This is a genomic window from Tannerella sp. (assembly GCF_030528505.1).
GTDB lineage: Bacteria > Bacteroidota > Bacteroidia > Bacteroidales > Tannerellaceae > Tannerella.
On sequence record NZ_JAUMYS010000081.1, the window covers coordinates 1 to 12,490 of the forward strand.

The window sequence follows — 12,490 nt, forward strand, 5'->3', positions numbered from 1 at the left end:
GACGTCGGAGCAAAAAGGTCGGATATCCGAGCAAAAAGGTCGGACGTCGAACCTTTTTCTGACGAAATGGCAGGAAAATGACAGAAAGACGTGTCGCCTATTTTCGGTCTTTCGCGACGAAAGAAGTATACAGTTGAATCAGCGCGGCAATCAAGAGGCAAGGCACCCATTCCATACGCTGTTTGAACATAAATACCGACGCGACGATCATCGCGATTCCCGCAAACATATTCAGCCGGTGCAACCGTCGCAGGCGAAAATCCGTTTCGTTCTGTGGCACGGTCAAGTAACTGACCGTTACACCGGCCGCCCCCACCGCGAAGAGCCAGGGAGCATAACTCCACCGGGTGATATACAGTAATGCCCCGACGAGCACGAGCGCCCCCGAAAGCATATAAATCCATGTACGTACGCGTAAATCCATCAGTCTTGGATAATAAAAATATCTTCGTTGTCCCGTTTCATGTAAAACTCTTCGCGGGCATACCGTTCCAATCTCTCCTTGCTCGTATGAATATCTTCGAGCTTCCGGCGATTCGTCTCGATTTCTTTCCGGTAATGCTTAATCTCACGTTCGAGGCTGCGGATTTTATCATCGTACGTATAACGTACGTAGAGGTTGCTGTCGCCTATTACGAATGTAAGGACCATGAATACGGCAATCACCACGACGTAGAGATTGAGTTTGGAGAGATATTTCGTATAGAAATTTTCTTTTTCGGGCATAGCTGTTGAGAACTTTGTGCAAAAGTATGAAAAATATTCCATACCTTTGCAAGAAAACAAACCGGATTTCGCGGCAAATACAAAACACCGTTCGGGGTGTGCATAGATGGTTGCACGATAGCTGTCCGGCAACACAAGAAAATGGAAAATTATATCGTTTCAGCCAGAAAATACCGTCCGTCGACGTTCAACAGCGTTGTCGGGCAAAAATCTCTGACCACTACGCTCCGGAATGCTATCCTGAGCAATAAGTTGGCACATGCTTATCTGTTCTGCGGCCCTCGCGGGGTGGGAAAAACGTCGTGCGCGCGTATTTTCGCCAAGACGATCAACTGCATGAACCTGACGCCCGCGGGCGAGGCATGTAACGCGTGCGAGTCGTGCCGGTCGTTTAACGAACAACGGTCGCTGAATATCCATGAACTGGACGCGGCTTCGAACAATTCGGTCGACGATATTCGCTCGCTGATCGAGCAGGTACGCATCCCGCCGCAGGTGGGGAAATACAAGGTCTATATCATCGACGAGGTACACATGCTCAGTCAGGCCGCTTTCAACGCTTTTCTCAAAACACTCGAAGAACCGCCTCATTATGCGATTTTTATTCTGGCCACGACGGAGAAGCATAAAATTCTGCCGACCATTCTGTCACGCTGTCAGGTGTATGATTTCTCGCGTATCTCGGTCGTCGACGCCGTAGAACATCTGCAATACGTAGCCGGCGAGGAAGGGGTGAAAGCCGAACCCGAAGCCCTGAACATCATCGCGCAAAAAGCCGACGGGGGGATGCGCGACGCCTTATCGATCTTCGATCAGGTGGTCAGCTATACGGGCGGAAACGTCACCTACAAAGCCGTGATCGAGAACCTGAATGTGCTGGACTACGAATATTATTTCCGCATCACGGACGCCATTCTGGAAGGAGACATACGGACCAGCCTGCTCATCCTGAACGAAATTCTGGAAAAAGGATTCGACGGACAGCATATTATCACCGGATTGGCCTCGCACTTCCGCGATCTGCTGGTCTGTAAAGACGAAAGCACGATCGTACTTTTCGAAATCGGTGCATCGATTCGCGACCGATACTGCGAAACCGCCCGCCAATGTCCCGACTGGCTGCTCTATCAGGCTATCGAGCTGGCTAATGAATGCGACCTGCGCTACCGCGAAAGCCGGAACAAGCGACTCTTGCTCGAACTGACGTTCGTTCAACTCTGTCAACTCCAGGAAGCCGGCCCTGCTACCATCGCCGACGCTAAAAAAAAAAGCGACTGAGACTGCGACTGCTTCGGGCTATTGAAGGTCTGCCCGCATCCGACACACATCGTAGTGCAACCTCTTCTCTCCCCCGCGCCGCGCAGGCGACCGCGACAAGTACGCCCGGTGCGGCTCAAACGCCCCGGAAACTGATCAGCCGGCGTCCCACAAGCACCTCTCTAACCGATCTTTTAGAAACGAATAACAAAACGCAGGTTACGTATCATGTCGGAGAAGCTTCGCAGGAAACGAATCCGTTCACCGAAGAAGAACTGATTCGCTGCTGGAATGCGTATGCCGCAACGATAGAGAAGAAAGTACATCTGAAAAATACGATGATCAACTGTCAGCCCGTTCTGAAAGAAGATTTTTTGTTCGAAGTCGTCGTACATAATCCCGGTCAGCAGGAAGAGCTGCTCCATCACAATGCTTCTATCCTGCAAACCCTCCGCACACAGTTGAAAAACGGAAAGATTCAGTTAACGATACGCATCGACGAAGCAAACGAAAAGAGACTGGCATACACGTCGAAAGAAAAGTTCGAACTGCTGAACGAAATCAATCCGCTGCTGTCGAAGTTAAAAGACGAATTCAATCTGATGTTCGACTGACGGGGCGTTCCGCACTTCTGTTGCCGGAACACCATATTCCGAAAACTCGCTTACCCGAAGAGCGGATGTTTCACTTTCTCGCGTAACAAAGCGAGGTCGAGTACCTGCGTGATGTCGTCGACATAATGGAATGTCAGCCCCGCGAGATACGTCGCGTTGATTTCTTCCACATCTTTCCGGTTCTCGGTACAAAGAATAATCTCTTTGATCCCCGCACGCTTAGCCGCGAGGATCTTCTCCTTGATGCCGCCCACGGGAAGCACTTTACCGCGCAGCGTGATCTCGCCCGTCATGGCCAGATTGCTTTTCACCTTGCGTTGCGTAAAGATGGAGACGAGCGATGTCACCATCGTAATGCCCGCGCTCGGACCGTCTTTAGGAATGGCTCCCTCAGGCACATGGATATGCACGTTCCAGTTTTCAAACAGTTCTTCGTCGATGCCAAACTGCCCGGCATGCGAATGCACATATTCGAGCGCAAGCATGGCAGATTCCTTCATCACATCGCCCAGATTGCCCGTGATGGTCAGTTTCGACCCTTTGCCGCGACTCAGGCTCGACTCTACAAAAAGAATCTCTCCGCCCACTGCCGTCCACGCCAGCCCCGTCACTACACCGGCGTACTCATTGCCCTGATACTTGTCGCGCGTATATTCCACGGCTCCAAGATAACCTTTCAGGTCTTCCGCCTTGATCATCGGACGTACTTCCTCGTCCGAAGCAATTTTGCGTGCGATGCGTCGCATAATCTTGGCGATTTTCTTCTCCAGCTCACGCACACCGCTCTCGCGTGTGTACGACTCGATCATCGCCCGTACGGCGTGACGGTGAAATTTGACCGTTTGCTTCGGAATCCCATGCAATTCCATCTGTTTCGGAATCAGATGACGCACGGCAATCTCGATCTTTTCTTCCAGAATGTATCCGCTCACTTCGATCAGTTCCATACGGTCGAGCAGCGGCTGCGAAATCGTATTCAGGTTATTGGCCGTTGCGACGAACAGAATCTTGCTCAGGTCGTAGTCGATATCGAGATAGTTGTCGTGGAATGTCGTGTTCTGTTCCGGGTCTAACACTTCGAGCAACGCCGAAGCAGGATCTCCCTTGAAGTCGTTGCCTACCTTATCGATCTCGTCGAGCACAAACACGGGATTCGACGTCCCGGCTTTTTGCAGATTCTGAATGATTCGTCCCACCATCGCGCCGATATACGTACGGCGATGGCCGCGAATTTCAGCCTCATCGTGCAGACCGCCTAACGAGATGCGGACATATTTCCGCCCCAGCGCCTCAGCCACCGATTTACCGAGCGACGTCTTACCGACTCCCGGAGGTCCGTAGAGACACAGAATAGGCGAACGCAAATCTTTCTTGAGCTTCAGCACAGCCAGATGCTCGATAATACGCTCCTTGACTTTCTCCATACCGTAATGGTCGCGGTCTAAGACGCGCTGTGCATGCGGCAGATTGAAATTATCCTTGCTGTATTCCCCCCACGGCAGACTGATGATGGTCTGTACGTACTGCGACTGTATCGAAAAATCGGGCGATTGCGGATGAACACGTTCGAGCTTGGAGACTTCTTTCTCGAAGATCTCGCCGACTTCCTTCGGCCACTTTTTACTCTTCGCCTTTTCGCGCAGTTCCTTGATCTCGATGTCGTTCATATTTCCACCCAGCTCTTCCTGAATAGCTTTGATCTGTTGCTGAAGGAAATATTCTTTTTGCTGTTTGTTGATGTCTTCGTGAGTCTTCATCTGAATCGATGCTTTCAGCTCGATCAATTGATACTCACGGTTAAGAATAAACAGCAGTCGGTATGCCCGGTCTTTCAGATCGTTGATAGCCAGAAGCTCCTGCTTTTCGGGCGAATGTGAAAGGATATTGCAGCATGCGAAACTGATCAGATACATCGCGTTCTGATTGTTGCGGATGGAATAAATCAGGTCTCGAGGAGGTTCGCCGGAGGCTGTCAGCATCTTTACCGTAAGGTCTTTAATCGTCGAGATGAGTGCCTCGAACTCGCGGTCGCTCTTTTTGGGATGCGTATCTTCCAACAGAGAGACGCGCCCGGTCAGGTAAGGCTCCGTTTCAGTCAGCTCATGCAACTGAAAACGTTTACGGCCTTGCAAAATGGCCGTCGTCGAACCGTCCGGCATTTCCAGTACGCGCAGTATTTCAGCCACGACACCAATGGTGTACAAATCATCGAAGCCAGGATCTTCCACCTCCGTCTCTTTCTGACACAGCACCCCGATCATCATTTTTTTATGCGAGGCTTCCCGAATCAGGCGCATGGACTTGGCCCGCCCGACGATGACCGGCATGGCCACGCCCGGAAACAGCACCATGTTCCGCAACGAGAGAATCGGCAAACTTTCACCGACCTTATCGATCCCTTCGGAAAAATCTTCGTCCTTGTCGCATTCCATCAGGATGGGCATCACGAATCCCACCGAATCGTCCATGTCACTGAAAGCTTCGCGCAAATATAATGTCTCTTTATTCTTTTTGTTCATTCCGGCTGCAATTAAACCGCGCAAAGGTACGATATTTATGGAACATACGGAAAACCGTTAGCCAGCGTGCAGGAAAACCTCCTCAAAAACAGAAGAAACGAGACATATCGCTCGCTCAATGTGTACATACCCGGACACAAAAAAGGGGAATGCCGCTGAAAGACATCCCCCCTTTCTTATCTTCGGTTGATTACCGATCTGACTTTATTTATTGATCCCTACCCTATTCAGGATAAAGGCAAACTCAAAAGCCGTATCTTTGATGCCGTCGTAACGACCGGTGGCGCCACCATGTCCCGAATCCATGTTCATATGTAAAATCAGGATATTATTGTCGGTCTTCATCGAGCGAAGTTTGGCTACATACTTCGTCGGTTCGTGAAACAGCACCTGCGAATCGTTGATTCCTCCCGTCACAAGCATATTGGGATAGTTCTGCGCCTTGATGTTGTCGTAAGGCGAATAAGAAAGGATATACTGATAATATTCTTCCTCATTCGGGTTTCCCCATTCTTCGTATTCGCCCGTAGTGAGGGGTAACGACTCGTCGAGCATTGTATTGATCACATCGACGAACGGCACTTGCGCCACAACCGTCTGATACAAGTCCGGACGCATATTCGCAACGGCGCCCATCAGCAATCCTCCGGCACTTCCGCCCATAATGGCCAGCTTATCGGACGACGTATACTTTTCGTTAATCAGCATTTCGCTGCATGCGATGAAATCGGTAAACGTATTTTTCTTTTTCAGCAACTTGCCGTCTTCGTACCACTGCTCGCCCAGATCGCTTCCGCCGCGTATCTGCGCGATACCGAACACGAAGCCGCGGTCGATCAGACTGTAATAGCTCGTGCTGAAATACACGTCGGAACTGCTTCCATAACTGCCGTACGAATAAAGCAGCGCAGGGTTCGAACCGTCCTTCTTCAATCCTTTCTTATATACGATGGCCATCGGCACTTTCACACCGTCGGGAGCCGTAGCCCAGAGACGCTCTACCGTATAATCGTCGGGGTTGAAGCCCGAAGGCACTTCCTGTTCTTTGAGTTTGGCCGTCTCGCCATTTGTAATCGTGTATTCATAAAGCGTAGTCGGACGATTGAGCGATGTGTACGTATAACGGATCGTCGTAGCATCGTATTCGGGATTGCCGCCCAGCCATGCCGAATAAACCGGTTCGGGGAACGCGATCGTTTTCGTTTCACTGCCGTCGAGCGGCTTGACATGAATCTCATTCAATCCGTTCTTACGCAGTTCCAGCGCCACATAATCTTTCAGCACATCGATTCCTTCGATGCGAACGTCCTTATCGTGCGGAACAAAGACCTTCCACGTTGCGCGGTCTTCGTAGCCTGTGAGCGGCGCTTCGTAAATCATACCGTTCAGATTCTCTTTGTCTTTGTAACGTACAAAGAATTTTTCCTTATGCGGATAAACGCTATACTCCACATCCTGCACGCGAGGCATAAAGACTTTAAACGCGTCGGTCGGATGATCGGCTGAGAGATAACGCACTTCGGAGGTCGTCGAACTTCCACAGAAAATAAAAATGTGTTCTCTCGTCTTACTTCCCGAAACATACGTTCTAAAACGCGCGTCCGTTTCTTCATAAATCAACTCGCCTTCGGACGCATCGAGCATCCGGCGATAGATATTCGACGAGCGCAACGTTTTATCGACCATACTGTAGAACAGCGTTTTGTTATCGTTCGCCCACGCCATCGAAGCCGCTCCGGTCACTTCGAAACCGACCGTCTCGCCCGAAGCGAGGTCTTTGATCTTCATCGTAAATTCGGCAAACGAACCGGTTTCGTTGTAGAAGTAAGCCGCTTTACTGTTGTCGGGGCTGACCGAGTAACTGCGGAAGATAAAAGCTTGTTTGCCTTCCGCCATCTTATTGATGTCGAAAATAATTTCTTCCGGTGCGTCCATCGTTCCTTTCCGGCGACAATACGTACGGTATTGCTTCCCTTTTTCAATACGGCTGTAGTAGTAATAACCGTTTTTAAACGAAGGATAACTTTCATCGTCTTCCTTCATCCGGCCGAGAATCTCATCGTAAATCGTCTGCTGGAGGGCTTTCGTCGATGCCATCACCGTATCGGTATACGCATTTTCGGCGTTCAGATAATCAATTACTTTCGGGTTATTCTTGTCTTTCAACCAAAAATAATGGTCGATACGCTGCTGCCCGAAATTCGTAAACGTATCGGGCATCACTTCCGCAACTGGAAATGCGGGAAAATCGGATTGTTTCAAAATTTCAACTCCTTCTTTTTTTACATTGTTACACGATGTAATAGCTAATAACATGGTTACGGCAAGCAACCATGGATGATTCCATTTTTTTTTCATATATATTACAGAATTTGAATAATTCATAAGTCCAAGTACTTTCCGGATCGCACGAAAGTTATAAGTTATGGGTTCTTTGAAGACGCTCTTTTCCGCCGCTTTCTGAGTTGTGCGACAAAAACCCATACAACAATGATGAAGAAGAATATCGCCCAAAGATTCACCACGAAAAGAAAAACCTGCAACAAGTAATCCCATCCGTTTCGGAAAGCCTCTTTCAATTCATACCCGAATCCGGTGGCAGTAACGGATGACATCTCATAAAATTCGACGGTAAGAGTGCTAAACGCTACTTGATGAGTTAAATAACGTAAACATCCTTCCGCCGATTCGATATCGGCTCTTAAAACACCGATCTGTTCTTCGATCTTCAAAATTTCATCGACCGTATGGGCACGCTTGAGCAGCTCCTGATAACGGATTTCCAATTCTTTCTTCGTCTTGATGCGAGTATCCAGATCGATATACTCCTGTGTCACATCCAACACCTCGATATTCTTGTAAACAATCTTATCGGCTCCGGAAGAGATTTTGTCGAGTAACGCATCGAAGTTCTCGGCCGGTATGCGAATGGTTACGGTATGGTTTACGCGATCATGATATTCATTCCGGTTATCGTTCGACACATATCCTTTCGTTTCAGTCACTACCCGCTGAATCGTTGCATGAGTTTTCTTTGCATCCGACGTTTCGAAACGAAGCATCCCCTTCTTTGTCAGCTTCCTTTCATACGAAACGGGAGCTACGAAATCTGCCGCTTTATCGGTTACAGACGAAGCAACCTCACCGGTTGCCATCTCCTCCGAAAAAGCAACCCGCTCGTATGCTTCTGTGTTTCCTCCCGACTGACCGCAAGCAGACCAGAGTATTCCCCCCAACAGTACGAAAAAGATACGAATACCGGTCTTCATTCTTGTTCTTTACAGAATAACGTTCTTTTTATCCGTTCGATATTATTTTACCTTCAAATGCTTATCGAACCATTGGAAGAATTCACGCTGCCACACAATCCCGTTCTGCGGACTGAGCACCCAATGATTTTCGGTCGGGAAGATCAGCAAGCGGCTCTCAACTCCAAGCATCTGTGCCGTATTGAACGCTGCCATTCCTTGCGAATAAGGCACGCGGAAGTCGCGTTCGCCATGAACCACCATGATCGGAGTGTTCCAGTTTTTCACGAGATGGTGAGGCGAATGAGCGAATGAATTCTGTGCCACTTTATTCTCCTTATCCCAAGGCGCGCCTCCTTTTTCCCACTCTTCAAAAAACATTTCTTCCGTGGTCGGGTACATAAACTCCATGTTGAAGATTCCGCAATGTGCCAGAAACGCTTTGAAGCGTCCTTTATGCGTTCCGGCCAGATGAAAGACGGAATATCCTCCGTAGCTTGCTCCCATCGCACCGATATGTTCGGCATCGGCCCACGGTTCTTTGCTGATCGCATCGATAGCCGCAAGCAAATCCTGCTCGTCCTGCTGACCGTGATTCTTCGAAATGGCATCGCACCATTCCTGTCCGGAACCGGAAGTTCCACGACGCGCAGGTACGACTACGACGTAGCCTTGCGACGCCATCAACATATAATTCCAGCGGTAACTGAACGACGGACCGAGTACGCCCTGAGGCCCACCCGTACACATGAGTAACAACGGGTATTTCTTCGACGCATCGAACTTGGGAGGATAGACTACCCATGTCACCATTTGCTTATTGTCGGTCGTGGCGATCAAACGTTTCTCGAAGGTCGGGAGGTTCAGCTTATCCATCAGCTCCTTATTCACGAACGAGATTTCTTCTGCCTTGCCATCGGCCGGGTTGACGCGGAATATTTCGGCCGGATTGACATGCGTCGTACGTGTTACGATCAGTTTGTCGCCGGCAAGCTGCACATGCTGATAGTCATGATCCCCCTCGGTAAGTTGTTTGAACGTTCCGCTCGCTACATCGAATGCGAACAACTGATGAGCCTCTTTGATAGGAGCCGTCAGATAAATCGTTTTACCGTCTGCCGTCCATTGCAGCGACGAAGGACTTGCATCAAGCGCTTCGGAAACATCTTTCATCTCACCGGCCGGCCAATCCATCAACATCATACGCTCCTTATCGGCCTCAAAGCCTCCGCGACGCATGCTCGACCAAAGCAATTGTTTGCCGTCGGGCGAGAATTGCGGATTCTTATCGTAGCCCGGCATATCGGGGGTAAGGAGTCGCGTCTTTTTATCGGCCACCGTGTACGCATACAGATTGGAATTGGTCTGGAAAGCGTATTCTTTGCCGGTCAGTTTTTTGCAGGTATAAACAATCGTTGTTCCGTCGGGGCTCCATGTGATCTCTTCCGTACCGCCGAAAGGCCGCGTCGGAGCATGATACGGCTCGCCGGGCATAATATCTTCCACCGCTTTCACTTTGCCAGCCACAAGGTCTCCTACGTAGATATGATTGTAATTACCGTCTTTCCAGCTGTCCCAATGACGATACATCAGATCATCGTAAACATAAGCATTTGCTTTGTCCAAATCGTCGTAAAGTTCGGCGCCCGTGCATTTTTCGATCTTGGTAGAAATAACAAACAGCACCTTATCTTCGGCCGGAGCATAGAGAAATCCATCGATCGACTGCTCGATATCGGATACTTGCGTTTCGGTTCCATTGTCCGGATCGATGTTCCAGAGCTTACCGTCGCGCAAGAAAGCGATCGCCTTGCCCGAAGGCAACCATGCCAACGCACCTTCGCGGGCGGCCGTCCGTGTGAGCTGCTTTTTGTTTGCTCCGTCGGTATCCATCACATACACCTCCGAATTGCTTTTGTTTTCGGGGATACTGTAATACGTAACGGTATAAGCCACACGTTTGCCGTCGGGCGAAACGCACATGTTCCCTACCCGTCCGAATGCCCACAATACTTCGGGAGACATTTGTCCGTTCTCAATCTTCACATCAGGCTGTCCGATAATCGATGTACCTGATGCCTGTTCCTGCTTCTGTTCTACGCTGCTGCATGCCATCATTGCTGTCATGGTGCACACTGTTGCTATTTTTTTCATTGGTATAATGTTTATTTTGCGACCGTAAAAGTACAAAAGGATTTGGGAAAAACAAAACGAGTCTTTACTTTTGCTTCCCGTAACACGAAGATATCTATAATATAATGTATATAAAAACAAGACTTTTGTCTTTAGGCGTGCTCTTCGCAGTCATGACACGCAGGCGACCGTCTGCCCAATAACGATACGAGATGGCTGATAATTATCTGGAAAAACAGTTCGCCGCATACGAGGCACGAAAAGCCGCGTGGAAAAAAGGGCATAAACATACGGGGACTGCCGCAAAACCGGCTACGAAGACCCTGCCGACCCGACATAAAATCATCCTGGCATCAGCCTCGCCGCGACGCCGGGAGCTGCTGAAAGGGTTGAACCTCGATTTTGAAGTACGCCTGATACCCGATATTAACGAATCTCATCCGGCCGGTCTCGCTCCGGAAGAAATTCCCTGCTTTATCGCTCGTGAGAAAGCGAACGCCTACGTCCCGGGCATGAAACCCGACGAGCTAATCGTCACCGCCGATACGATCGTCATCCTCGACGGAGATATCCTTGAAAAACCGAAAGACCGGGATGATGCGATACGAATGCTGCACCGGCTGTCGGGGCGGAAGCACAAAGTCGTGACGGCAGTCGTGCTGACTTCGTGCGAAAAGCAAAACGAGTTTTCCGTAACATCGGTCGTTGATTTCGCCGAATTGTCCGATCAGGAAATTACGTTCTATGTCGATACGTACAGACCTTTCGATAAGGCCGGCGCGTACGGCATTCAGGAATGGATCGGTTACATCGGCGTGCGCGGCATCGAAGGCTCGTTCTACAACGTGATGGGCCTGCCGGTGCAACGGCTTTATCAGGAGCTTAGAACAATGGGAGAGCTACTGTAAGTACCACCTATACATTCGCTCGACCCCTTCTGCTATCTCGATCCGATGATGCCACCCGAGGGCATGCAACTTCGAAACATCGGTCAGTTTGCGCATCGTGCCGTCAGGTTTTGAAGCGTCGAAAGTAAGTGTTCCGCGATACCCTGCGGTACGGGCCACGAGTTGCGCCAGTTCGCGAATGGAAATCTCTTTGCCCGTGCCGATGTTGATATGACAGTTGCGCACGTCGTCCGTACCGCCCTTCAAATCATCGAAGTCGACATGCTCCATGATATAAACACAGGCATCGGCCATCTCCTCGCTCCAAAGGAACTCGCGCAAAGGACGTCCTGTTCCCCAAAGCGTTACACCCGACGGCGTGATGCCGTATCTCGCGAGAAGCCGGAGAATAGCCTCATCGCTTCCCGTGCCGTCTTCTCCTTCGACGGGACGCTTCGCCAAGTCGGTACGCACCGCATCCATATCTTTTTCTTCCAAACATTTCGCAAGATGGATTTTGCGCACCATCGCCGGTAACACATGGCTGCGTTCGAGATCGAAGTTATCGTTAGGGCCGTACAGGTTCGTCGGCATCACGGCTATATAGTTCGTGCCGTATTGCAGGTTGAAACTCTCGCACATCTTCAAGCCGGCAATTTTGGCTATCGCGTACGGTTCGTTCGTGTATTCGAGTGGAGCGGTGAGGAGCGCCTCTTCTTTCATGGGTTGTGCCACATCGCGCGGATAGATACACGTGCTCCCGAGAAACAGCAACTTCTTCACACCGTGCCGGTAACTCTCACCGATAACATGGTGCTGAATGCCTATATTACGGTAAATAAAGTCGGCACGATACCGGTTATTTGCCACAATCCCGCCGACATAAGCGGCTGCAAGAAAAACATATTCGGGACGTTCGTCGTCGAAGAAACGACGCACGGCTGCGCCATCGAGCAGATCGAGTTCGTCGTGTGTACGTCCGACTAAATTAGTATACCCTTTTTGTTGCAGGTTATTCCAGATGGCCGATCCCACCAGTCCACGATGCCCGGCCACGTATATTTTGGATGATTGGTTCATGAGTAGTGTTCAGTTTGTCAGTGTTC

8 protein-coding genes and 1 pseudogene are annotated in these 12,490 nt (G+C 49.9%); 2 read left to right on the forward strand and 7 right to left on the reverse strand.

All coding sequences use genetic code 11. The features are described 5' to 3' along the window. Positions 1 to 97: 97 nt before the first annotated feature. Complete coding sequence (locus Q4A89_RS10665; protein WP_303185443.1) at positions 98 to 424, reverse strand: hypothetical protein; 327 nt, start codon at positions 422 to 424, stop codon at positions 98 to 100. Then, positions 424 to 726, reverse strand: coding sequence for a septum formation initiator family protein (locus Q4A89_RS10670; RefSeq protein ID WP_303185444.1), 303 nt, complete (start codon positions 724 to 726; stop codon positions 424 to 426). The genes Q4A89_RS10665 and Q4A89_RS10670 overlap by 1 nt, the downstream gene beginning before the upstream one ends. Positions 727 to 867: 141 nt before the next feature. On the opposite strand from Q4A89_RS10670, the pseudogene Q4A89_RS10675 reads away from it, so the two are divergent. Then, positions 868 to 2,597, forward strand: a pseudogene (locus Q4A89_RS10675) (DNA polymerase III subunit gamma/tau). A 50-nt stretch (positions 2,598 to 2,647) separates the two neighbouring features. On the opposite strand, the gene lon reads toward Q4A89_RS10675, so the two are convergent. The 4 genes from lon to Q4A89_RS10695 form a co-directional block, all read right to left on the reverse strand. After that, a complete protein-coding gene (lon, locus tag Q4A89_RS10680; protein WP_303185453.1) occupies positions 2,648 to 5,065 on the reverse strand; it encodes an endopeptidase La in 2,418 nt (805 codons plus the stop codon). 255 nt (positions 5,066 to 5,320) lie between these two features. Next, positions 5,321 to 7,474, reverse strand: a complete 2,154-nt coding sequence (locus tag Q4A89_RS10685; protein ID WP_303185446.1) for a S9 family peptidase — start codon at positions 7,472 to 7,474, stop codon at positions 5,321 to 5,323. Between the two features lie 65 nt (positions 7,475 to 7,539). After that, entirely contained in the window at positions 7,540 to 8,385 is an 846-nt protein-coding gene (locus tag Q4A89_RS10690; protein ID WP_303185448.1) for a DUF4349 domain-containing protein, read from the reverse strand. Positions 8,386 to 8,427: 42 nt separating this feature from the next. Beyond that, positions 8,428 to 10,518 carry a S9 family peptidase gene (locus tag Q4A89_RS10695; RefSeq protein WP_303185449.1) on the reverse strand — a complete coding sequence of 697 codons (2,091 nt, stop codon included), beginning with the start codon at positions 10,516 to 10,518 and terminating at the stop codon, positions 8,428 to 8,430. Positions 10,519 to 10,709: 191 nt separating this feature from the next. On the opposite strand from Q4A89_RS10695, the gene Q4A89_RS10700 reads away from it, so the two are divergent. Continuing rightward, positions 10,710 to 11,405 (forward strand): Maf-like protein, encoded by a 696-nt coding sequence (locus Q4A89_RS10700; RefSeq protein ID WP_303185451.1) that lies wholly within the window; start codon positions 10,710 to 10,712, stop codon positions 11,403 to 11,405. Here Q4A89_RS10700 and Q4A89_RS10705 read toward each other — a convergent pair. Then, positions 11,397 to 12,464 (reverse strand): GDP-L-fucose synthase, encoded by a 1,068-nt coding sequence (locus tag Q4A89_RS10705; RefSeq protein WP_303185452.1) that lies wholly within the window; start codon positions 12,462 to 12,464, stop codon positions 11,397 to 11,399. The genes Q4A89_RS10700 and Q4A89_RS10705 overlap by 9 nt on opposite strands. Positions 12,465 to 12,490: the final 26 nt, after the last annotated feature.

Excerpts from the sequence above, each read along its gene's own strand:
- Q4A89_RS10665 (WP_303185443.1), bottom strand. The coding sequence starts at position 424 with ATGGATTTACGCGTACGTACATGGATTTATATGCTTTCGGGGGCGCTC.
- Q4A89_RS10670 (WP_303185444.1), bottom strand. The coding sequence starts at position 726 with ATGCCCGAAAAAGAAAATTTCTATACGAAATATCTCTCCAAACTCAAT.
- lon (WP_303185453.1), bottom strand. The coding sequence starts at position 5,065 with ATGGACGATTCGGTGGGATTCGTGATGCCCATCCTGATGGAATGCGAC.
- Q4A89_RS10685 (WP_303185446.1), bottom strand. The coding sequence starts at position 7,474 with ATGAAAAAAAAATGGAATCATCCATGGTTGCTTGCCGTAACCATGTTA.
- Q4A89_RS10690 (WP_303185448.1), bottom strand. The coding sequence starts at position 8,385 with ATGAAGACCGGTATTCGTATCTTTTTCGTACTGTTGGGGGGAATACTC.
- Q4A89_RS10695 (WP_303185449.1), bottom strand. The coding sequence starts at position 10,518 with ATGAAAAAAATAGCAACAGTGTGCACCATGACAGCAATGATGGCATGC.
- Q4A89_RS10700 (WP_303185451.1), top strand. The coding sequence starts at position 10,710 with ATGGCTGATAATTATCTGGAAAAACAGTTCGCCGCATACGAGGCACGA.
- Q4A89_RS10705 (WP_303185452.1), bottom strand. The coding sequence starts at position 12,464 with ATGAACCAATCATCCAAAATATACGTGGCCGGGCATCGTGGACTGGTG.